The following is a 21143-nucleotide window of genomic DNA, read 5'->3' as shown; positions in this document are numbered from 1 at the left end:
AGCGGTGATCAAGGCCAATGAGACAAATCATATACGTTCAAGGAACACTCTGGATTACTCGGACGGAGGACAGTCCCTGTCCGTAATCCGGAATGGCTGAAGGCGGACCAAGTGCGATCGCCCGGCCGGCCAAAGCCTTTTGCGCCTAACCGTAATCCCGCTCGTCGGATATCACCTTGCCGTCGTTCGGCAGAGCCCCCGGAGCGACCATTTGAACGTCGCCCTTGAGCCGCGTCACATCGCGCAAGGTGGCCGACACCCGGCCGGCGAGGTCTTCGCCCGCGCCTTCGGTTTCTACCGTCAGCGTCATCGCGTCGCCATCCCCTTGCCGGCCGACAGTCAGCCGCGCCTTGACGACCTCCGGATGCGCAGCCACCAGTTGGGCGATCTGCGCCGGATCGACGAACATGCCTTTCACCTTGGTGCGCTGGTCCGCGCGGCCCATCCACCCGGCCAGGCGCATGTTCGTGCGTCCGCACGGCGACTGGCCGGGCACGATCCTGGACAGATCTCCGGTGGCGAACCGGATCAGCGGATAAAGACTGTTGAAGTGGGTGACGACAAGTTCGCCAACCTCACCGTCCGCGACCGGATCGCCGGTGCCCGGGCGGACGATTTCAACGATATACTCCTCGTTGACGACCATGCCGTCGCGCGCATCCGTTTCATAGGCGATCACGCCGAGATCGGCGGTGGCATAGCACTGGCCTGTCCGGATGCCCTGGTCCTCGTACTCCTGGCGGAGCGAGGGAAACAGCGCACCGCCGGAGACGAGAGCCTTCTTGAGCGAGGACATGTCGCGGCCCTGCTCCCGGCCGCGCTCGAGGAGAACCTTGAGATAGTCAGGCGTGCCGACATAGCCGGCCGGTTTCAGCACCTCGACGGCTTCCGCCTGCATGTCCGTGTTGCCGACACCCGCCGGAAAGACGGTACAGCCGAGCGCGATCGCACCCTGGTCGAGTATGAAACCGCCCGGTGTCAGGTGGTAGGCAAAGGCGTTCAGAACCGTATCGCCCTTGCGGAACCCGGCGGCGAAGAGCGCGCGTGCGCCATTCCAGGGATCCAGACCCGGCGCCTGGGGCTCCCAGATCGGTCCCGGCGACATGAACACCCGATGCGCCGTCGACAGGTCTCCCGCCAGGAAACCGCCGAACGGCGGGTTTGCCTTTTGCTTTTCCTGAAGGTCCGACTTCCGCAAGACCGGCAGGTCCTTCAACGCGGACCGGTCCGTCACCGAAGCGGGGTCGGTTCCGTCAAGATGCTGCGCCCATCCCCTGGAGCGAGCGGTGGCATGCGCCAGGAACTCCGGCAACTTGGCAAAAAGCTCCTGTTCGCGCTGAGCGGGGTCCAGCCGCTCGCGCGCGTCGAAAGTGTCGTCGCTCATGGTCGTCTCCGCTAGATTAAGTTCCGGCCGGTCAGGCCAGCCAGCGCTTCCTTCGCTTGTAGTGTTTGACATTCCGGAACGACCGGCGGCCCTCGCCGCCGACGCCCAGATAGAATTCCTTGACGTCCTCGTTCTCGCGCAATGCCTTGGCATCGCCGTCCAGCACGATGCGGCCGGATTCAAGGATGTAGCCGTAGGTCGCGTATTTCAGCGCAACGTTGGTGTTCTGCTCCGCCAGCAGGAAGGACACCCCTTCGTTGGAGTTCAGCTGGCGCACGATCTCAAAGATTTCCTCGACCAGTTGAGGTGCCAGACCCATGCTGGGCTCGTCGAGAAGGATCATTTTCGGCCGGCTCATCAGCGCGCGGCCGATGGCGCACATCTGCTGCTCGCCGCCGGACGTGTAGCCCGCCTGGCTCGAGCGGCGCTCGCGCAGGCGCGGGAAGTAATTGTAGACCATTTCCAGGTCGGCCTTTACCGCGCCGTAGCCGTCCTTGCGGGTATAGGCGCCGGTCAGCAGATTTTCCTCGATGGACAGGTGGCCGAAGCAATGGCGGCCTTCCATGACCTGGATGCAGCCCCGCCGGACCAGATCGTTTGGAGACAACGCCTGAACCTCATCGCCCTCGAAGACGATTTTGCCCTTTGTGACTTCGCCGCGTTCCGCGCTGAGCAGATTGGAAACGGCTTTCAGGGTGGTCGTCTTGCCTGCCCCGTTGGCGCCGAGCAAGGCCACGATCCCGCCGCGCGGCACCGTCAGGGACACGCCTTTCAGAACAAGGATCACGTGGTCGTAGATGACCTCGATGTTGTTGACGGACAGGATCGTTTCGGCTGCTTCGGCCGCCCCGTCCGGACCTGTCTGTTCCACTTCCTGCAATGCCATCAAGGCCACTCCTGAATTCCTGTTGGGCCGGGTCGGAGACTGAACGCGGCATGAACCGAAGCGTTCGTCCCCTCACCCAACCCTCTCCCTGAGGAGAGGGCTTTGACGCCGAGCAAACCCGCCGGCATTCCGTTCACATCCCCCCGACTGCCTGCAAGGACCTGACGCCGCTCCGCAGCGGGGGCCCTCTCCCTCAGGGAGAGGGCTGGGATGAGGGGGCAAATCTCGCGGTAACGCAAAGCACTCGCCCCCTCTCCCGGTCTTGCCGATCAGTTCGGGCAGGGCTCCGTGCGGGCCGGCCACGGAGCGTTCTTCTCCGCGTATTCGGCGGCGGCCGCTTCCAGAAGCGGACGGACGATGTCGGTCATCGGCTCGATCCAGTCGGATGCCTGACGCCACTTCTTGCCGTCCCACTCCTGCACGAACACCGGATGGCTGCCGGCATGGTCTTCGCAGGTGACCTTCATCGGATGCGCGAAACCGGACAGTCCCAGCTCTTTCAGGCGGGCTTCGTCGAGGTTCAACGCCTCCAGGCCCATGCGCATGTCTTCGCCGGTGATGACCTTCTTGCCGGTCAGTTCCTGCGCGGTACGGATACCTTCCGCAATGATGACGGAGTTCAAGACGCCGCGGTTATAAAGCGTGCTGCCCACGCTTTCGGCGTCGGTGGAGGACTGGCCGGCATCGATGACGTGCTTCTTGATGTCGTCGAGCGCCGGGAAGTCGCTGCCCACGCCGGAGAAGTTGAGCGCCTTGTAGCCCTTGGCACCCTCACCGCCGGCTGCGGCATCGTCATCGCCCGCGGACCACCACACACCGATGAACTTGTCCATCGGGAAGCGGATCTTGACGGCTTCCTTCACCGCGGTCGGGTTCATGGCGCCCCAGCCCCACATCACCATGTAGTCCGGACGGTCGCGGCGGACATTCAGCCATTGCGACGACTGGTTTTGCATTTCCGCACCCGGCACCGGGTATTTCAGCAGCTCGAAACCGTATTTTTCGGCAAGCTGTTCCAGAAGCGGAATCGGCTCGCGGCCATACCCGGCGTCGAGGAAGATGTAGCCGATCTTCTTGCCCTTCAGGTTCTCAAGACCGCCTTCCTGCTCGCCGATATACTTGATGACGACGGAAGCACCGTCCCAGTAGGTGTCCGGCACGTTGAAGATCCAGGGGAAGGTGTTGCCGACCGCGGCCGCGGACAGGCCGTAGCCCATGGACAGCACCGGAACCTTGTCAACGCCCGCCTTGGGGATCAGCTGCAGGGTAATGCCGGTGGAATAGGGATTATAGACCACCGCGCCCTTGCCCTTGGTGGCTTCGTAGCACTCCACGCCCTTTTGAGCGTTATAGCCGGTCTCGCATTCCTCGATCTCGATCTTGACGCCGCCGATGCCGCCGTCACGCGCGTTGAGCATCGCCAGATAGTCGTGCATGCCGTTGGCGATCGGAATACCGGAGCCGGCGTAGGGTCCGGTCCTGTAGGTCAGGAGCGGGACGTAGTTTGCGTCTTGCGCCTGAACCGCGCTTGTCAGGATGCCGGAGAGTCCGACGCCTGCGGCAACGGCGGTTCCAAGCGCGAGTTGCTTGAAGTTCCTCATATTTTTCCTCCCATACGGGCCGGACCATCCGGCACCGACAGACCTGTTGCGCCATTCCTCCCCGGATCGGTCCAGTCCGGATGGCATAGGACGAGGCTGTCCGTTCCTAGTAGGGGAACGGCCAGACCCTGAGTTTCTGCTTCCCGATCTGCCAGAGCCTTGCGAAACCGTGCGGCTCGACGATCAGGAAGAAAATAATCAGTGCGCCGACGATCATGAAGGTCGCGTGCTCCACGGTTTCGGCAGCCATGTCGATCCCCATCAGACCGGGAACGAATTTCAGGATGACGGGCAGGATCCAGATGAAAGCTGCCCCCAGGAAGGAACCGGCCAGACTGCCGAGCCCGCCCAGGATCACCATGAACAGGATCTGGAACGACAGGCGGATCGAATAGGACGAAGGCTCGGCGGCGTTCAGCCAGAAGAACACCATCATCGCGCCGGCGACGCCGCAGATGAAGGACGACACGGCAAAGGCCATGAGCTTGGTCTGGAGCGGCCGGATGCCCATCAGTTCGGCGGCGATATCCATGTCGCGGATCATCATCCACGACCGGCCGATCCGGCCCCTGAGCACATTCGCCATCAGATAGGCGATCCCGGCGGTGATCGACAGCACCACGAAATAACGGGCGATCGGGGTTGCTTCCGCGCCGGAGACGATCACTCCGAAGACCTCCCGGCGCGGGATCTCGATCGCGCCCGAGGCGTTGTAGTTATAGAGCCAGGGAATGCGGATGAAGCACCATTCCAGGAAGAACTGCGCCGCCAGCGTGGTCACAGCCAGGTAAAGCCCCTTGATGCGCAGGCTCGGCAGGCCGAAGACCGCGCCGATGGCGGCGGAGAACACGCCCGACAGCAGCACCATCAGGATCACGTTGGCGTCCGGAAAGATGGAGGTGAGCTTGTAGGCCGCATAGGCGCCCACCCCCATGAAGGCCCCCGTGCCGAGGGACAGCTGCCCGCAGAACCCCGTCAGCACGTTCAGCCCGATCGCCGCCAGCGCGAATACCAGGAACGGGATCATGATCGAGGTCAGGAAGAAGTCGTTGGCAAAGACGGGAATGAGGACAAAGGCGGTCAGAAGGATGACCGCAAGGCCGATCCGGTCCTGCAGGATCGGCAGAAGCGCCTGATCCGCCTTGTAGCTTGTCTTGAATTGGCCAGCTTCGCGATAAAACATGCTCTTAAATTCTCTCGATGATGCGTTCGCCGAAGAGGCCTTGCGGCCGGAACAGAAGGAAAATCAGGGCGATGATATAGGCGAGCCAGGATTCGATCCCGCCGCCGACCAGACCGCCCCAGTAAAGCTCGCCGATCTTCTCGCCGAAGCCGATGATCAGGCCGCCGACAATGGCGCCGGGGATCGAGGTGAACCCGCCCAGGATCAGCACAGGCAGCGCCTTGAAGGCGACGATTTCCAGCGCGAAGGACACGTCGGAGCGCGCGCCCCACATGATGCCCGTCGCCAGCGCCACCAGACCGGCAGCGAACCAGACGATGGCCCAGATCTGGTTGAGCGAGATCCCGACGGAAAGGGCCGCCTGGTGGTCGTCCGCCACCGCCCGGAGCGCCCGGCCGATCCGGGTCTTGTTGAAGAAGACGCCAAGCGCCGCGACCATGACCACGGCGATCACCGCCGCGGCGATATCGATATGCTGCAGGATGATCAGGCCGCGTTCGCCCATCTCGAAGGCCGTCGAGCCGGTCGGCAGGCCGAGTTGCTCGGCGATCATCTGCTTCGGTTCGCCGCCGAAGACGAACTCGCCGAATCCGATCAGGAAATAGGTCAGACCGATGGTCGCCATCAGCAGGATGATTTCCGGCTGGTTGACCAGGGGCCGCATCACAACGCGCTCGACTCCATAGGCGAGCACGCCCATGACGGCGATCGTGAGCAGCAGCGCCAGATAGGCCGGCACGCCGTTTTCGTTGAGGCCGACCAGTGTCAGGCCGGCAAACACCACCATGATGCCCTGGGCGAAGTTGAAGACGCCGGATGCCTTGAAGATCAGCACGAAGCCGAGCGCGATCAGCGCGTAGAGAATGCCGGCCACGAAGCCTTCCCACAGAACCTGCAGGAAGAAATCCGGCATCTCGTACATCTGCACGAAGGGGTCGATGAAAATGTCGTAAAGCAAGGTCTGTCTCCCCCTAGTGGCTCACGCCGAGATACGCGTCGATCACGTCCTGATTGGCCTGCACCTCCTCCGGCGGGCCATCGGCGATCTTCTTGCCGTAATCGAGCACGACCACCCGGTCGGACAGATCCATCACGACCCCCATGTCATGCTCGATGAGCGCGATCGTCGTGCCGAACTCCTGGTTCACGTCCAGGATGAACCGGCTCATGTCTTCCTTTTCTTCCAGGTTCATGCCCGCCATCGGTTCGTCGAGCAGAAGCAGGTCCGGCTCCATCGCCAGCGCGCGTCCGAGTTCGACCCGCTTTTGCAGGCCGTAGGACAGGCGCCCGACCGGCGTCTTGCGGATCGCCTGGATCTCCAGGAAGTCGATGATGTCCTCGACCTTGCGCCGGTGCTCGATTTCCTCCTTCTCCGCCGGGCCGCGCCACAGCATCTGCCAGAAGAAGTTGCGGTGCATCTTCAAGGAGCGTCCGGACATGATGTTGTCGAGCGTGGTCATGCCCTTGAACAGCGCCACGTTCTGGAACGTGCGCGCGATCCCCTGGCTGGCCGCCTCGTAGGGCTTCATCTTGCGGCGCACCTGGCCCTGCCAGGTGATCGTGCCTTCCTGCGGATGGTAAAAACCGTTGATGACATTGAGCATCGAGGTCTTGCCGGCGCCGTTCGGCCCGATGATCGCCCGGATCTCGCCCTTCTGGATATCGAAGGAGATGTTGGTGATCGCCTTCACCCCGCCGAAGGACAGCGAAACGTTGTCGACCCTGAGGAGAAGTTCCCGCTCCGCCTTGACCGTTTCGTCAGACGGAGCGGTCGTCGTGTCGAGTGCGAAAGCGTTCATTCGGCGGCCTCCTGAAAACCTTCACCCGCCACGTGCACAGGCATGTCTCTGATTTCCACCGTCGCCTCGATCGCGCCCTTGCGGCCGTCCTCGAAGGTCACTTCGGTGCGTACATGTTTGGTTGCCGAGCCGTCGTAGAGTGCCTCGATCAGCGGCGCGTAGCGCTCCGCGATGAAGGAACGGCGCACCTTCTGGGTCCGCGTCAGCTCGCCGTCGTCGGCATCGAGTTCCTTGTGCAGAACGAGGAACCGTCTGATCTGCGCGCCCGCCATCATCGGCTCGTTGGCGAGATCCCGGTTCACCTGGTCCACGTGTTCCTCGATCATCCTGTAGACGTCCGGATTGGCGGCAAGTTCCTGATAGGAGGCGTAGTTGACGTTGTTGCGCTCCGCCCAGGAGCCGACAGCGGTCAGATCGATGTTGATGAACACGCCGACCCGGTCCCGCTCGTGACCGAAGGCGACCGCCTCCTTGATGTTGGGGAAGAACTTCAGCTTGTTCTCGATGTATTTCGGCGCGAACAGAGAACCGTCGGTCAGCTTGCCGACATCCTTGGCCCGGTCGATGATCTTCAGGTGCCCGTTGTCGGCGATGATGCCGGCATCGCCCGTATGCACCCAGCCGTCCGGCGTCTTGGTTTCCGCCGTCGCCTGATCGTTCTTGAAATAGCCGACGAAAACGCCGGGCGAGCGGTACATGACCTCGCCGTTGTCGGCAATCTTCAGCTCGACATCCGGCGCCGGCTTGCCGACCGTGTCGCCGAAGATCTCTCCGTCCGGCTGCAGCGTGATATAGACGCTGGCCTCGGTCTGGCCGTAGAGCTGCTTCAGGTTCAGCCCGAGCGAGCGGAAGAAGCGGAAGATTTCCGGCCCGATCGCCTCGCCTGCCGTGTAGCCGACCTTCATCCGGGTCAGGCCCATGCGGTTTTTCAGGGGGCCGTAGACGCAGAACTCGCCGAGCGCATAGAGCAGCCGGTCACCGAGAGAAACGGACTCGCCGTTGAGGATCTTCTCGCCGACCTTGCGCGCCACGCCCATGAAATAGTCGAACATGCGCCGCTTGGTCTTTCCGGCGTCCTCCATGCGCACCATGATGTTGGTGAGCATGGTTTCGAAGACGCGCGGCGGCGCGAAAAAGTAGGTCGGGGCGATCTCCCGCCGGTCGGTGTCGATCGTGTCCATGCTCTCCGGGCAGTTGACGCAGTATCCGGCGGTAAACGCCTGGGCGAGCGAAAACACGTGATCGCCGATCCAGGCCATGGGCAGATAGGCGAGCACTTCCTCGGTCTCGTCGAGACGATCGAAGACGTTGCCGTTGATAGCGGAGACGACCAGATTGTCGAAGGAAAGCATCACGCCCTTGGGCCGTCCGGTCGTGCCCGAGGTATAGAGCATCACCGCGATATCGGCGCCCTTGCCCCCGGAAAAGCCCTCTTCCCACTCGCCCGCAAGCGACGGCGTCTTTTCCAGAAGCGCCTTGCCTTCAGCCTGAACGGAGGCGAAATCGTGCAGATGCTCGTGTTCGTAATCGCGCAGGCCGCGCGGTTCGTCATAAACGATCTGCTTGAGGCTCGGCACGTCCTCGGCCATGGAGATCAGCTTGTCGACCTGCTCCTGGTCCTGCACGACCGCGAAAGCGACTTCCGCATGCCCGAGCACATAGGCCATTTCCTCCGCGACGCTGTCGGCATAGACCGGCACCGGCACCGCGCCGAGCGCCTGGGCGGCGACCATCGACCAGTAAAGTCTGGGCCGGTTAGCCCCGACGATGGCGACCTTGTCTCCGGCCTGAAGACCCAAAGACTTTAATCCGATGGAAAACGCACGGATTTCCTCACACACCTCGGACCAGGTCCAGCTCTGCCAGATCCCGAAATCCTTTTCCCGGAACGCGGTCCGGGTCCCGAAAACCTTCGCGTTGCGCAGAAGGATTTTGGGAAAGGTGTCCTCCCCGCGCGGTGAAGCGCTGGCTGACCCTGCCATATGTCGTTTCTTCCCCTCGGGAGCCGCTCCCGCACCCGATTGAACGCGGGCGAAGGGCTCCATCTTTTTCCGACCGACCGGACCTTCCGCTTCCCTGCTCCTCCGCAGACGGTCGGACCGGTTTTCAAGCGCCCCGATTTTTCCGGGATCGTTGTCTTGGGACCATGAAACAATCTGCCGCCCGAACCTTCAACCTTTAAATTGTTAAAGGCGGACGGGAGCGGCGTTTCCGGCCCGGCGACCATTACGCTAGAGAGGGCAATTTTCACGAGTATGTGTCAATTGTGCCAAATTGTTTCAAGTATATTGCACATGCGAAGAAATCCCTGAATGAGGAGATGAAATTACAGAAAAGCAAACCGGCACGCAAATTCAGAAACAATACACGGCAAGCTCCTTGCGAAGGTTCATCAGGACAACCGAACCGCGATTCCACCTGCGCGAACCGAGAGTAAAAAACCATAACATTTACACGGCCTTCGCTCGTTGAAATTCAGAATTATTTAATAGAATCATGCAATTACAGATTATCGATATTTGAATAGGACAACTCGAATGTTCCTCGATAAATTTCGCATCAGCTTCAAGATCTGGATCCCGGTCATCAGTCTCGCCGTCTTCACGCTGGCGCTTGCGACCTACGATCTGTTGTCCTTGCGCTCAATCCTTTACGGCGAGCGCACTGCAAAAACACAGACGGTTGTCGAGATAACCAATTCCGTTCTGAAATATTTCCACGGCCTGGAAGCCTCCGGCGAATTGACACGGGAAGAGGCCCAGGAATGGGCACGCAACGTGGTCCGCGCCATCCAGTATGACGGCAACAACTATGCCTTCATCCAGAGCTACGACGGCACCCGCATCGTCAGCGCCAACAAGGCAAGCGAAGGCAAGAGCGCCTGGGACTCGAAGGACAAGACCGGCAAGTACCATGTCCGCGAGATTATCGAGGTTGCCCGCAATGGCGGCGGGGTCGTGACCTACATGTGGACCCGCAAGGGAGAAGACGCGCTCCTCCCGAAGTCCTCCTGGTCCGAAGCTTTCGAACCCTGGGGCTGGGTAACGGCCACGGGCGTCTATGTTGACGATGTGGCGGCGGCTTTCTGGTCCAAGGCCAGCAAGATGTTCGGCTTTGTCGCCGTCGGCGGCCTGATCGCCGCGATCGTCGCGGCCGCCGCCATCCGCAACATCGCCGGTCCGCTGAAGGGGCTGACCCGGAGCATGAAAAAGCTGGCCGACGGCGACACCGATGTCGAGATCCAGGGCATGCAGCGCGGCGACGAGATCGGAGAAATGGCGGAAGCCATGGAGACCTTCGTCGCCAATGAAAACACCCGACGGGTGCTGGAACAGGAGCAGGGCGAACGCCAGAAACTCGACCTGCAGCGCTCGCGCAATATTCAGACCCTGTCTTCGGAGTTCGATGTTCAGGTCTCCGGTCTCTTGAACACGATCACCGGATCGGTGGAAAGCCTGCAGCACGCCTCCACCAACCTGAATTCCGGAGCGCAGCAGACGACGAACCAGAGCGAGGCCGTTACATCGGCGGCCGCGACCGCCTCCGCAAACACGGAAACGGTTGCCGCGGCGGCGGAAGAGCTTGCCACCTCGGTCTCCGAGATCAGCCGCCAGGTCTCCTCTTCCAGCGAGATCGCTTCGCAGGCGGCCACCCAGGCGTCCGCCACCAATCAGCGCATCCAGGGACTTTCTGAAGCCGCCGCCAAGATCGGAGAGGTGGTGACCCTCATTCAGGCGATCGCGGAACAGACCAACCTGCTCGCCCTCAACGCCACCATCGAGGCAGCCCGTGCCGGAGAGGCCGGCAAAGGCTTCGCGGTGGTTGCCGCGGAAGTGAAGGAACTGGCCACCCAGACGTCCAAGGCAACCGAAGAAATCTCGTCGCAGATTTCCTCTATCCAGGGCGAAACCCACCATGCCGTGGAGGCGATCGGAACGATCACCGCCACCATCGACAAGATCAACGAGATCACGACCAGCATTTCCGCTGCGGTCGAGCAGCAGGGCATGGCCACCAACGAGATCGCTTCCAACATCCAGCAGGCCGCCGCCGGCACTCAGCAGGTCTCGGACAACATCGCGGGCGTTTCGGAAGCGGCCGGCATCACCAATGAAGCCGCCGACATGGTCTATACGGCCGCCGGCAGCCTCGACAAGGAAGCCCGCGACCTGCGCGCCAGCGTCGGCGCCTTCCTGGAAGGTATCAAGGCGAACTCCACCAGCGAGGCTGCCTGACCGGGAAGCGGTGAACCGCGCACTCCCGGCAATCAGAAAAAGGAGGCCGTCCGGTTGGGCGGCCTTTTTTTTGAGCGTGAAGCGCATGTCGGGAGCGGACTTCAGCCTTCAGGCACCGGATCAAATTCAGTCACGACATCCGCTGGGCTCGTGAAACACCAGAAGCCTTCGCTGAACTGTCTTCGGGATCGTCGTTTCCAATCAGCCGGGAAACCGGTCCGACAAATCGCGGCGAGGAATCGCTTGACAGAAATCGGCCAGACAAGCACCGTGGCAGTGAGGCTGATGCTGCCGGCCGCTCACACCTGTTCAGGATGGTGAAAGCATCAAAAGGCGATCAATTTCCTTGCGAGAGGTCGATCCGTCAGCAACGTGAGCACTGATCTTCCGGGATTGACCCGTCACAGGGAAATGCAATGCAGACCTATCGAGACGCCAAACGTATGGCGAAGGTTCTCGAAACTTCTCTGCGCGAGAAGAATATAAACATCACCCATGGCGAATGCCTGAATATAATTGCCAAGCAGTTTGGATTGGCGGACTGGAACACCCTCGCTGCTTGCATCAAGCGGGACAAAGCGTCTACCACACGCCGCGTGCAAGCGCTCACGTCATGGGATTTCATTGGCGAACACCCAACCGAATTCGACTACGGCATCGATGAAAGCGTGGGCGGATCCGGCAGAAGGGCAGCGCTGATCCGCTACACCCGCACCCCTTTCACGCGTTATCGCGATATAGCGCAAGTGTTCGGGACGCTCGCGCAAACTGTCTCCGCGGTCCCCTATCACGGAAAGCGGATTGCTATTCGTGCCGATCTGGCAACCGAACGGGTTTCCCACGGTGCAACACTATGGGCACGGATCGACAAGTCACCGGGGCATTCCCTGGCGTTTGACAACCTCCGGCACCACCCCGAAGGATGGCTCTTCGGCGATAATGGCCTGACCGGACGAAAAGTCGTTTTGGATGTGCCGCCAGAAGGCGTATCCCTTCAGTTCGGGTTCTTCCTGAAAGGAACGGGTACGGTGTGGGCGGCAGATTTTGCGGTCGCTGTCGTAAGCAACTCTGTTCCGCTTACGGGAGAGCCGAGAGACACAGGCCCGCGCGAATTGGGGTGGATAACGCCACAGAATCTCGATTTTTCGAAAGTCGTCGATTTGACTCCCTAAAAGGACGACCAGGGACGCACAGCTCACCGGAGCACCTTCCTCTGTCCGCTCTCTGCACTTCGGTTATACCAGACCGCCGCATGGCACGGAGGAGGCACAAGAGCCTCTAAACCGGTCCATGCGGCGCAGTCCGGCTTGCCGGAGGCACGTCAAATTCCCGTGCAAGGTTCCACAAGCAGCACCTCGTTCGCCGTGACGTGTTCACTCCAGGCCAAGAGGTCGTTCACACAAGCGCCCGGTTCCATGGTCGGGGCAACATTGCTGGAAAACCTGCAAGGTACGGACCGCCGGGAGGTTGCCAACCTGTTCGAGACCTCGGCGCCGACACCGCCTCACCCCACTCGGCTCCAGGGGTGCACCTCCGGCGCGGCCTCGGGATGCGCCCGGACAAAGTGATGAAGCACATGCAGCAAGGCGACCACATGGTCCTTGTCGCCCCTGGCTTGCGCGTCGCGAATATCGTCCACGACAATGGAAAAGATGGTGCTCGTGCCATGCTCTTTCCTGAGCAGATACTGGCCCTTGGCGATCGCGGCGATTTCCGGAAGGTGATCGTGTTCGGCAATCGCCAGGATCTCTTCCTCGCTCAAATCGCAAAGCCCGAGGCAGTCTTCCAGTGTAATCATGCCGCCGATCCTCCCAACTTGGTCCGAAACAGGTTCTCAGGCGATCATAGCCCGGTTTTCCGATTTTCGCAGAGACGTCAGGAAATGGACAGAGAAGGAGGCCGGAAACATGTCCCCCGGGTATCTTAATCCGGAAGACATCAACCGGCGGACGCCGTGCCACCGCGCGCCCCTCTTCACCTATCGTTGCGTCTTTTCATGATTTCCACTATATTTGTTTTCAATCACGACTCTCACGTCAACCTGAAAGCCAATGACCGACACCCTCTCCCATATCGACCTGACTGAAGCCGAGATCGCACGGCTTCCCGCGGGCATCCGGCGGAAAGTCGAAGCGGCGTTCGCGCCGTCCGAAAAGGCGAATGGTGCGTGGCGGCTGGTCGGGGCTCCGACCGGGCGGCTGGCCGCACTTCTGGATCTGGTTCTGGAGCGGCTCGGACCGCTGGCAACCAGCCATGCGGCGGCCCTTCAGGAAAAGAACATCGACCGGCTTCTGGAAATCCTTGCCGAGGACCTTCCCCGGGCCGAGGTGGAAAGCGCGCTGGACCTCGACAACGCGGCCTTGCGCGCCGAGTATCTGGCCGAGACGCCCGTTCTGACCGGCGCGGAAGTGCGCGAGAAGTCCGGGCTGAGACCGGCGAACAGGAGCGAGCCCGCCTCGCGCTGGAAGCGGGAAGGCAAGCTCTTTGGCATACGCAAGGGTGGGATTGATCTTTACCCGGCCTTCCAGTTCGCCGATGGCGAGCCGAACCCGGCAATCAGGAAAATCCTGGACACCTTGCCGCGCGACATGTCGCCCTGGCAGACCGCACTCTGGTTTGCTTCCGGCAACGGCTGGCTCGACGGCAAGGCGCCGCAGGAGTGCCTCGCGCAAGTCGAAGACGTGGTACAGGCCGCCCGGCGGCTTTCAGATCCCGCCATCGGCTGAGACCAGGGAAACCAGGTCAGATGAGCCATAACCTATTCCCCTTGGGATGAGCACACGCTCCCATGTCGATCCGAAAGCCTCCGGCAAACCTGACCGCACCCAATACCGTCGCGCTGGCAAAAGGCACGCTGATCGAGCGCGTCCACGACCGGTCCTTCGCCTCCAACGCCTTCAACCCATGCCGGGGCGGACCAACCCGTTTCGCGCCGGTCCGCGACACCTCCGGCGCCTGTGTCCCCTCGCTCTATGCAGGCGAAACGCTGGAGGCCGCGATCTACGAGACCGTCTTTCACGACATTCCGGCCAAGGCGAAATTCAAGACCGTGCGCAAGGCCGACGTCACGCGCCGGGCCCACGGCACACTGGAAGTGCTGCGCGATCTGACCCTCGCGTCTCTGCGCGCACCGGACCTTAAGAAATGGCGGATCGGCCGGACCGCGCTGATCGCCTCCCCACCGACACTCTATGCGGCGACTGTCAAGTGGGCGGAGGCCATCCACCATCGGTTTCCCGGCATCGACGGTCTGGAGTGGACCTCCAACCAGTGCGATCCCGCCACCGCCTGGCTCTTCTTCGGCGATCGGGTAAGCGCGGGCGATTTTCGTGTTGTCGGCACCCGCGACGGCCAGACCAACCCCGGCTTCCTCGCAGACGTGCGCACCGCCGGACAGCGTGGCGGCATAAGGATCACGGTATAGGGCACCCCTCTTGCCACCAGGTTGGGAGCGTCGCAGGGCCGGCTCGCACCCCTTCACCCGGCCATTCAGGGCAAACTCTCCCCAGGAGGGAGATCACCCCTCAGCAATAGCGCTCCGGCCCGATCCATTGGTCGTCGGAATAACGGTCCCCGTGTGCCCAGCCGACGGGCAGCACGGCTTCGATGCGTTGAAGGTCCGTTTCTGAAAGCGACAGGGCCGCGCCAGAAACGCATTCGCGCAGGTGCTCCACCGACCGTGTTCCCGGGATCGGGATCACATGCGGTCCGCGGGTCAGAAGCCAGGCGTTCGCCAGGCCGGCCGCAGTCGTGCCCATTTCCGCCGCAAGGGTCCGGAAGCCCTCCACCATGCGCAGGTTTTCCGTCAGGTTAGGCTCCATGAAACGGGGGTTTCCGGCAAGAAACGGCAGGCTCGGAATGCGCTCGCGCGGGATCGGATTGTCCGTCAGAAGAGAACGGCCCACCGGCGAGAAAGCCACCATGGCAACACCGAGTTCGGCACACGCCTGCACCAGTCCGAGATCGGGGAAACGGGTGGAAAGCGAATATTCCGATTGAACGGCTGCGATCGGAAAGACCTTCGCCGCGCGCCGCAACGTCGAGGGGGCGATCTCCGAAAGACCGATTGCACGGGTCTTGCCCTTTTCCACGAGCCGCCCGAGATTGGCCGCCGTTTCTTCCGGCGTGAAGCGCGGATCGCGGCGGTGGGCGTAAAAGAGGTCCACATGATCCAGACCGAGCCGCAGCAGGGATTTGTCCAGCTCGGCTTCAAGATGCTCCGCCGAATTGTCGAAACTGCGCTTGCCGTCCGCATCGCGGGTGATCGTCGCCTTCGTCGCGATGACGAACGCGTCGCGCGCACCCGGATCGGCTTTCAGATAGCTCCCGATGGCGCTCTCCGATTTCCCCATCCCGTAGACATTCGCGGTGTCCAGGTGGGTAACGCCCAGATCGCGGCAGGCGTCGAGGATCGCATGGCTCTCCGCCTCGTTGGTGGGGCCGTACATGTCGGAAAACGACATGGCGCCATACCCGATTGCCCCGACTTCCGGCCCATTGGCGCCCAGCCTGCGTTTTTCCATGTTCCGCTCTACCCTTCGATGTCTTTGGGGTGTCTTCCTCACATCGCCCTTTTAATCGCTCTTGGATGGAAACCAAAGGTCTTGGCCGCCCTGTGCCACAGAACTCTTCGGAGGACAGTCCCCCGGCCCCGGCTATTTCCTATGCACCCCTTCGTGTTGCCCAGAACGCGATGCCGCCGTGCAGGGCGACGATCAGCGCCGCACCGGCCAGATATTGCACGACGCTCGCGGGCTGGATGGCGAAGATCCAGGCGGAAAGCGGCAGGAACAGGACGATGGCCGTGACGAGGCCCGGATTGCCTTGTCTCGTGCGGATTGCCGCCGCGATGTGAACGAGCGCGTTGATCGCCATCAGATAGGCGGCAACCACCCCCCAGCCCGGCGCCACGCGGACCACATAGAAAACACCAAGCAGCAGGAACCAGACAAAGATGACGTTGATTGTCCAGACGGAGGCATGGGTCAGCCCGCGCGCCTTCGGTCCGAGCAGCAGATTGATGTTTTTCAGGAACCGGTCGGCGTCGTGCTCCTCGTACTGGTGCAGCATATAGACCGGCAGGGACAGATAGACGGGCAACGCAATGCCATCGACGAAAGGCGAAAACGCGATCAGCAGCAAGGCGAACGGCAGCGCGCCATAGACCCAGTTCGCCGTCAGCCGGGAAGTCCGGCTGCCGCCGTCTCTCAAGGCCTGCATGCTGTCATCCACCATCTTGAATCCTTCCGACGGGCGGGACCAACCTTCCGATACCCCTGTTCGAATTACCGAGAGTCGCGGCCGGGCACAATACGGCCGCGCCCTTCCCCTTCCTTCCCCATTTGAAACTTCCTAAATAAACCGCTCAATGGAGTTTCGATCCCGATGCAGCATTTCTCCCTTCTCGATCTTTCCCCCGTGCCGGAAGGCAAGACGGCGGCGGATGCCCTTGCCAACACGGTCGATATGGCGAAAACCGCCGAAAAGGCGGGTTACCGCCGCTACTGGCTCGCCGAGCATCACAACATGCCGGGGATCGCGAGCGCGGCGACCGCCGTCGTGATCGGCCAGGTTGCGGCGGCGACCAGGACCATGCGCGTCGGCGCCGGCGGCGTCATGCTGCCCAATCACGCACCACTGATTATCGCCGAACAGTTCGGAACGCTGGCGACGCTCTATCCGGACCGGATCGATCTCGGCCTCGGCCGCGCGCCGGGAACCGACATGGCGACGGCGCGAGCGCTGCGCCGGAACCTTGCAGGCGGCGAAGACAGCTTCCCCCACGACGTGCAGGAACTCATGGCCTATCTCGGCAACGGTCCGCTGGACCCCCGCGTGCGCGCCGTTCCGGGTGAAGGCACCCATGTACCGGTCTGGATCCTCGGCTCGAGCCTCTACGGTGCGCAACTCGCCGCCGCCCTCGGCCTGCCCTATGCCTTCGCCTCGCATTTCGCGCCACAGATGCTGGAAGAAGCCCTGGAAATCTACCGCCGCACGTTCCGCCCCTCGGCGGAACTTGCCGAACCTTACGCGATGATCGCTGCGGGTGTCTTTGTGGCGGAAACCGACCGGGAGGCCGCCTATCTGCGCTCGTCACAGGTGCTGGCCTTCGCCCGGCTCAGACAGGGCAACCCCGGCAAACTGCCCCGGCCGGTTGAAAATATCACCGAGGAAATCCCCGCCCCGATCCTGGCGCAGGTGAACCTGGCGCTCTCCTGTTCGGCAACCGGCTCGCCCGCAACCGTCAGGAAAGAGCTCGGCGCGCTCATCGACCGCTACCGGCCGGACGAGCTGATGATCACCGGCATGATCCACGACCACGGCGCGCGCAAGAAATCCTTTGAACTCGCAGCGGAGGTTCTGTCGCAATTGAAGACAGACGAAACGGCCGGATAACAAAACAGCCGACCGCGCCTCCCGCATTTTGGCCGGGAGCCTGACCCGAATGAGAAAGCACCTTTCAAACGGCTTCACTCTCAACCGACACACAACCAGAAAGTGCCGAAGTTTCGACGCAAAGCATGTCTCTACGGCACTTTCCAGAGTCCTCGGGAAGGTGAAAACCTGCTATGGTTGAACCCCCATGACCGGATGAGCGCAGGATGCCCCAGGACCCGCCAGATCGAACGTCCGTTGAAAAGCCGGATCAAAGTTCGGGCCAAAGGCTGTCCGACAAGGAGAGGTTCGAGCTTTTCGAGCGGCGTCTCGCCGACAGCGTCCGTTCGCGGGTCGAGACAACGCTGAAGTATCGCTACGGCGCCGCCTTCGCGATCCTGCTCTCCGCAGCCGCCTTTTTCGGCTATGATTTCATCGACCGGGCGCGGGAGGAGCTGCGCGCGAGCCTGAGCGATCTCTCCCAGGACGTCGCCAACGCCAAAACGGACCTCGACGCGTTCCGGGACCGGATCGACGAACTGGAACGCGAACTGGGTCCCCTGCTCGCGGACTTCGACGTTCTCAAGACCGAATTCGGCGGTCTGGAGACGACCTTTTCCAAAATCGAGCAGGACAGCCAGAGGGTTCAGGACCAGCTGGACGGCTTCATTCGCGAACAGACCGACATCATTGCCATCAATTTCGGCAACACGCTCGATCCCTTCGACAACGAAACGGCCGGGTTCTATGCCGCGATCCGGGAGTTCGCCCACAATCAGGACTATACCCAGCTAGAAGTCTTCGCGACGGTGCAACTGGCGATCAACCGGGCCTTCAACAACGAGGTCCAGCGCGCCCGGCGGCTGTTCGACGAGGCGGAGAAAAAAGCTCGCGCCATCAGCAACGATGAATATCTGAACGTGCTGATGCAGCGGGCTCGGACCGAAAGCGACCAGGGCCTTTTTACCGAGGCGCTGATCACCCTGGAGGAGCGGGCCGTGCGCAGTCTGGAGGGGTCGGACGACTCCATGAAGGGCAGCGTTTACCAAGCCATCGGCAACATCTATCAGAACCACCTGAAATTCGCGCAAGCCATCCAGAAATACGAGCAGGCCGCGCTCTACTATGACGAGGCCCAGGACTTTCCCCGGCTTTCGAGAATCCTCAAGACCGTCGGCAATATCCGCATCCGCCGCGAGTTTCCGGAAATCTACGATCCCGACGCCGCCCGAACCGCGTTCGAAAAGGCGGTCCGGGTCGCCCAATATACCGACGACCGGCTCGTCCTGTTCCAGTCGCTGTCCGCAATGGCGCTTCTCCTGAAGGACAAGGGACTGCCGGCGGAAGCCAAGGGTTATGCCTGCCGCTCGGCGGAATTCGCCGTCGGACCGCCGGTCTTCGGCGACCGGAATCTCGTCATTCGTGACTTTCTCGACGGCAGCGACACGGGCTATGAGGAATTCTGCTCATGAGCGCCGGGCGGGTCTCGGCCTGTGCGCTGGCGGCCGTAGTCCTGTCTTTCAAGGTGGCGCAGGCCCAGTTTCTGCAGGACCGCTGCGACCCGGTCAGCGAAGTTCTCGTGATCCGTACCGGCGATACAGACCTGTTTCCCTCCGCTGGGATTGCAGAACCGGTCGCGGTCACCACGTTTCAATTGCTCTGCTTGCGGCCCGGCGAATCCAGTGCGACCCTTTTGTGGAAAGAAACTTTCGATTGCACCGACACTGCGGCCTCGGCCGTCATCAGCTGGCGGGACGCGGGACGGATCCGGATAAACTGCGTCATTCCCGAGACAGAAGCTTCAGGCGAAGAGGATAATTAGATGCGCAAACTCGCCCCGGCCCTGCTCCTCGTCATCGCGCCGCTCCTTGCCGGCGAATCCTCGCCGGTGCAGGCCCAGCAATTTCTCGATGAGCGAAGCTACCGCTGCCTGGACTACGAAATGGAAGTCTGGGGCGACAAGGAACGCAAAACGCTGTTTCGAAACGAAACCAGCCGCCTGCCGATCGCCCGAGGCCAGCCGGTCGTCTGGTTCTGCGGACGACAGCGCAACGAATTCTCCTGTCACCGGGACGCCGATCTGCTGGAAATTGCCTGGGACGGAAAAGGTCAGGTCATGTTCGGCTGCCTTCGGCAATAGGTTCGAGCGATAATAGAAATTACCTTGGCAAAAAGCCGGATTTTTTATTTACAACTCCTCGTTTAAAATAGTTCCAGCCATGGAAATTAAATACAGGCAGATCTCTTAAGCATCTCCAATGATTTCCCATGCCGAAAAACAAAAAGAATTCAAAGCGCATAGGAATTCCACTGATGAGAACCCCAGGGCTGATTTTCTATCTAATTGTTTTTATATCATTTCTTACGCCCGTATCCGCCCATCACGATGGATTGATCGTCAGCTTCGGAAGTCACTATGGCGAGCCGTATGCCTTCGTGGAAAACGGCAGGCTGGTGGGCGGTATCGTCAAGGACATCATGGATGAAGTCGCAAATGAGATCGATGTCGAAATCAGTTACGAGAACATTCCAAGGGCACGGATGGATAACCATCTCCTGACCGGAAAATCCCATGTCCTGGTCTTGTCCAGTCCGCGCTGGTACACAAATCCGGAGCAGTTTCTCTGGTCCGAAACCTTGTTCCGGGAATCGGGACGCTATGTCGTTTCGGTGCAAAATTCTTTCTCTGTTGCCGACTATGACGATCTGACCGGAAAGAGGATCGGGACAATCCGCGGGTACCGGTATCCGGGCGAACTCGATGAAAGATTTTCAGAGGGGACCGTGATCCGTGACGATGTCGACTCGCTCGCGTCGAATTTCAAAAGGTTGAAACTGGGCCGCATCGACGCCCTGCTGGATGCCGACACGCTCATCTTACATTATCTGGCGAAACATCAGGCACAGGGTGATTTCATCGTCGCCGAGAAGATCGAAAGCACCCATGACGTAAAAGCCATGATTTCCCGCAAGTCGCCGGTTCCGTTTGACGATCTGGCACGCGCTTTCCGAAAGCTGAAGGACAGCGGCCGGATCGACGAAATTCTAGAACATTACAGGTAGTCCCGATCGGCGCGGAAGTCTGCCCACATCAGAAGGCGGCCGCACGGCAGGAGCATCGAAATACCTGAGATGAAAATTCAACTTAAACGCACTTAGCGATAAACTGGCGACCGTACTGGACCCGACACGGAGTATGGTCATGAAACTCGAGCAGCCCACGCCCGAATTGCCGGTTGCGGATGTGAAGGCCGCGCAGCGCTACTTCCGGGACTTCATGGGGTTTGAAATCGGCTGGTTTCATCCCGAGGGCGCGATCGGGGCCGTCTCACACGGGAATTGCGCGATCTTCTTCAGGGAAACAAAAGGCGAAATCCACCCGGCGACATTCTGGATCTTCTCCGCAGACGTGGACGAAGCCCACGCCGAACTTGCCGCGCGCGGCGCGGATATCGTCGATCCGGTCGACGACAAACCGTGGGGATTGCGGCAGTTCACGGTCAAGGACTTTAACGGCAATTTGTTTCACTTCCACCACGACTTGAGCGACAGCGAAACCGGCACGTAGTGCCGGGCTTGCGTTTCAGCCGCGGGCCGCATTTCCGGCGGAAATCCGGAGGTGCGCGCCTCGGATCCGCCTGTAGATATCCATCCTCCTCCACCGTTCCACACCGTCAAGA

At 61.2% G+C, this 21143-nt stretch carries 20 protein-coding genes; 10 read left to right on the top strand and 10 right to left on the bottom strand.

The features are described from left to right. Positions 1 to 145: 145 nt before the first annotated feature. The 7 genes from JF539_RS18675 to JF539_RS18645 all read right to left on the bottom strand — a co-directional run bounded on the left by JF539_RS18675 (position 146) and on the right by JF539_RS18645 (position 8835). Positions 146 to 1384, bottom strand: coding sequence for a phenylacetate--CoA ligase family protein (locus JF539_RS18675; protein WP_207142233.1), 1239 nt, complete (start codon positions 1382 to 1384; stop codon positions 146 to 148). Between the two features lie 31 nt (positions 1385 to 1415). Further along, positions 1416 to 2270, bottom strand: coding sequence for an ABC transporter ATP-binding protein (locus tag JF539_RS18670; RefSeq protein ID WP_207142232.1), 855 nt, complete (start codon positions 2268 to 2270; stop codon positions 1416 to 1418). Between the two features lie 269 nt (positions 2271 to 2539). Next, positions 2540 to 3871: an ABC transporter substrate-binding protein gene (locus JF539_RS18665; protein WP_207142231.1), complete on the bottom strand. Its 1332-nt coding sequence runs from the start codon at positions 3869 to 3871 to the stop codon at positions 2540 to 2542. A gap of 106 nt (positions 3872 to 3977) precedes the next feature. Continuing rightward, a complete protein-coding gene (locus JF539_RS18660) occupies positions 3978 to 5054 on the bottom strand; it encodes a branched-chain amino acid ABC transporter permease (protein WP_207142230.1) in 1077 nt (358 codons plus the stop codon). 4 nt (positions 5055 to 5058) lie between these two features. Further along, positions 5059 to 6012, bottom strand: a complete 954-nt coding sequence (locus JF539_RS18655) for a branched-chain amino acid ABC transporter permease (protein WP_207142229.1) — start codon at positions 6010 to 6012, stop codon at positions 5059 to 5061. A gap of 13 nt (positions 6013 to 6025) precedes the next feature. Next, a complete protein-coding gene (locus tag JF539_RS18650; RefSeq protein ID WP_207142228.1) occupies positions 6026 to 6853 on the bottom strand; it encodes an ABC transporter ATP-binding protein in 828 nt (275 codons plus the stop codon). Then, on the bottom strand, positions 6850 to 8835 hold the full coding sequence (locus JF539_RS18645; RefSeq protein ID WP_207142227.1) for an AMP-dependent synthetase/ligase: 1986 nt from the start codon (positions 8833 to 8835) through the stop codon (positions 6850 to 6852). Before JF539_RS18645 ends, JF539_RS18650 begins: the two co-directional genes overlap by 4 nt. Positions 8836 to 9390: 555 nt before the next feature. Here JF539_RS18645 and JF539_RS18640 point away from each other — a divergent pair. Together JF539_RS18640 and JF539_RS18635 are read left to right on the top strand one after the other, a co-directional pair. After that, complete coding sequence (locus JF539_RS18640; protein WP_207142226.1) at positions 9391 to 11088, top strand: methyl-accepting chemotaxis protein; 1698 nt, start codon at positions 9391 to 9393, stop codon at positions 11086 to 11088. A gap of 416 nt (positions 11089 to 11504) precedes the next feature. Further along, positions 11505 to 12260 (top strand): glyoxalase superfamily protein, encoded by a 756-nt coding sequence (locus tag JF539_RS18635; protein WP_207142225.1) that lies wholly within the window; start codon positions 11505 to 11507, stop codon positions 12258 to 12260. 332 nt (positions 12261 to 12592) lie between these two features. Here the strand turns inward: JF539_RS18635 and JF539_RS18630 are convergent, their stop codons facing one another. After that, on the bottom strand, positions 12593 to 12886 hold the full coding sequence (locus JF539_RS18630; protein WP_207142224.1) for a hypothetical protein: 294 nt from the start codon (positions 12884 to 12886) through the stop codon (positions 12593 to 12595). 253 nt (positions 12887 to 13139) lie between these two features. On the opposite strand from JF539_RS18630, the gene JF539_RS18625 reads away from it, so the two are divergent. Beyond that, positions 13140 to 13814 (top strand): hypothetical protein, encoded by a 675-nt coding sequence (locus tag JF539_RS18625; protein WP_207142223.1) that lies wholly within the window; start codon positions 13140 to 13142, stop codon positions 13812 to 13814. A gap of 62 nt (positions 13815 to 13876) precedes the next feature. Beyond that, positions 13877 to 14512: an RES family NAD+ phosphorylase gene (locus JF539_RS18620; RefSeq protein WP_207142222.1), complete on the top strand. Its 636-nt coding sequence runs from the start codon at positions 13877 to 13879 to the stop codon at positions 14510 to 14512. Positions 14513 to 14612: 100 nt separating this feature from the next. Here JF539_RS18620 and JF539_RS18615 read toward each other — a convergent pair whose 3' ends face one another. Together JF539_RS18615 and JF539_RS18610 are read right to left on the bottom strand one after the other, a co-directional pair. Continuing rightward, positions 14613 to 15611 (bottom strand): aldo/keto reductase, encoded by a 999-nt coding sequence (locus JF539_RS18615; RefSeq protein WP_207142221.1) that lies wholly within the window; start codon positions 15609 to 15611, stop codon positions 14613 to 14615. A gap of 139 nt (positions 15612 to 15750) precedes the next feature. Next, on the bottom strand, positions 15751 to 16323 hold the full coding sequence (locus JF539_RS18610) for an HXXEE domain-containing protein (protein ID WP_207142220.1): 573 nt from the start codon (positions 16321 to 16323) through the stop codon (positions 15751 to 15753). A gap of 150 nt (positions 16324 to 16473) precedes the next feature. On the opposite strand from JF539_RS18610, the gene JF539_RS18605 reads away from it, so the two are divergent. From JF539_RS18605 to JF539_RS18580, 6 genes are all read left to right on the top strand, one after another. Continuing rightward, on the top strand, positions 16474 to 17484 hold the full coding sequence (locus tag JF539_RS18605) for an LLM class flavin-dependent oxidoreductase (protein WP_207142219.1): 1011 nt from the start codon (positions 16474 to 16476) through the stop codon (positions 17482 to 17484). Positions 17485 to 17690: 206 nt separating this feature from the next. Continuing rightward, positions 17691 to 18935 carry a hypothetical protein gene (locus tag JF539_RS18600; RefSeq protein ID WP_207142218.1) on the top strand — a complete coding sequence of 415 codons (1245 nt, stop codon included), beginning with the start codon at positions 17691 to 17693 and terminating at the stop codon, positions 18933 to 18935. Next, positions 18932 to 19285: a hypothetical protein gene (locus JF539_RS18595; protein WP_207142217.1), complete on the top strand. Its 354-nt coding sequence runs from the start codon at positions 18932 to 18934 to the stop codon at positions 19283 to 19285. Before JF539_RS18600 ends, JF539_RS18595 begins: the two co-directional genes overlap by 4 nt. Beyond that, a complete protein-coding gene (locus JF539_RS18590; RefSeq protein WP_207142216.1) occupies positions 19286 to 19603 on the top strand; it encodes a hypothetical protein in 318 nt (105 codons plus the stop codon). Positions 19604 to 19776: 173 nt separating this feature from the next. Next, positions 19777 to 20526: a substrate-binding periplasmic protein gene (locus JF539_RS18585; protein WP_207142215.1), complete on the top strand. Its 750-nt coding sequence runs from the start codon at positions 19777 to 19779 to the stop codon at positions 20524 to 20526. A gap of 139 nt (positions 20527 to 20665) precedes the next feature. Next, on the top strand, positions 20666 to 21031 hold the full coding sequence (locus JF539_RS18580) for a glyoxalase superfamily protein (protein WP_209017414.1): 366 nt from the start codon (positions 20666 to 20668) through the stop codon (positions 21029 to 21031). The last annotated feature ends 112 nt before the right edge of the window (positions 21032 to 21143 follow it).

The sequence above is a fragment of the Roseibium aggregatum genome (assembly GCF_017309185.1).
Lineage (GTDB): Bacteria > Pseudomonadota > Alphaproteobacteria > Rhizobiales > Stappiaceae > Roseibium > Roseibium aggregatum_B.
This window is presented reverse-complemented; position numbering and strand designations above follow the sequence as displayed.

What these genes read in the sequence shown, in the direction of transcription:
- JF539_RS18615 (WP_207142221.1), bottom strand. Translation starts at nt 15,611, where the DNA reads ATGGAAAAACGCAGGCTGGGCGCCAATGGGCCGGAAGTCGGGGCAATC.
- JF539_RS18595 (WP_207142217.1), top strand. Translation starts at nt 18,932, where the DNA reads ATGAGCGCCGGGCGGGTCTCGGCCTGTGCGCTGGCGGCCGTAGTCCTG.
- JF539_RS18590 (WP_207142216.1), top strand. Translation starts at nt 19,286, where the DNA reads ATGCGCAAACTCGCCCCGGCCCTGCTCCTCGTCATCGCGCCGCTCCTT.
- JF539_RS18610 (WP_207142220.1), bottom strand. Translation starts at nt 16,323, where the DNA reads ATGGTGGATGACAGCATGCAGGCCTTGAGAGACGGCGGCAGCCGGACT.
- JF539_RS18670 (WP_207142232.1), bottom strand. Translation starts at nt 2,270, where the DNA reads ATGGCATTGCAGGAAGTGGAACAGACAGGTCCGGACGGGGCGGCCGAA.
- JF539_RS18675 (WP_207142233.1), bottom strand. Translation starts at nt 1,384, where the DNA reads ATGAGCGACGACACTTTCGACGCGCGCGAGCGGCTGGACCCCGCTCAG.
- JF539_RS18640 (WP_207142226.1), top strand. Translation starts at nt 9,391, where the DNA reads ATGTTCCTCGATAAATTTCGCATCAGCTTCAAGATCTGGATCCCGGTC.
- JF539_RS18605 (WP_207142219.1), top strand. Translation starts at nt 16,474, where the DNA reads ATGCAGCATTTCTCCCTTCTCGATCTTTCCCCCGTGCCGGAAGGCAAG.
- JF539_RS18625 (WP_207142223.1), top strand. Translation starts at nt 13,140, where the DNA reads ATGACCGACACCCTCTCCCATATCGACCTGACTGAAGCCGAGATCGCA.
- JF539_RS18585 (WP_207142215.1), top strand. Translation starts at nt 19,777, where the DNA reads ATGAGAACCCCAGGGCTGATTTTCTATCTAATTGTTTTTATATCATTT.
- JF539_RS18665 (WP_207142231.1), bottom strand. Translation starts at nt 3,871, where the DNA reads ATGAGGAACTTCAAGCAACTCGCGCTTGGAACCGCCGTTGCCGCAGGC.
- JF539_RS18635 (WP_207142225.1), top strand. Translation starts at nt 11,505, where the DNA reads ATGCAGACCTATCGAGACGCCAAACGTATGGCGAAGGTTCTCGAAACT.
- JF539_RS18645 (WP_207142227.1), bottom strand. Translation starts at nt 8,835, where the DNA reads ATGGCAGGGTCAGCCAGCGCTTCACCGCGCGGGGAGGACACCTTTCCC.
- JF539_RS18580 (WP_209017414.1), top strand. Translation starts at nt 20,666, where the DNA reads ATGAAACTCGAGCAGCCCACGCCCGAATTGCCGGTTGCGGATGTGAAG.
- JF539_RS18600 (WP_207142218.1), top strand. Translation starts at nt 17,691, where the DNA reads ATGCCCCAGGACCCGCCAGATCGAACGTCCGTTGAAAAGCCGGATCAA.
- JF539_RS18620 (WP_207142222.1), top strand. Translation starts at nt 13,877, where the DNA reads ATGTCGATCCGAAAGCCTCCGGCAAACCTGACCGCACCCAATACCGTC.
- JF539_RS18630 (WP_207142224.1), bottom strand. Translation starts at nt 12,886, where the DNA reads ATGATTACACTGGAAGACTGCCTCGGGCTTTGCGATTTGAGCGAGGAA.
- JF539_RS18650 (WP_207142228.1), bottom strand. Translation starts at nt 6,853, where the DNA reads ATGAACGCTTTCGCACTCGACACGACGACCGCTCCGTCTGACGAAACG.
- JF539_RS18660 (WP_207142230.1), bottom strand. Translation starts at nt 5,054, where the DNA reads ATGTTTTATCGCGAAGCTGGCCAATTCAAGACAAGCTACAAGGCGGAT.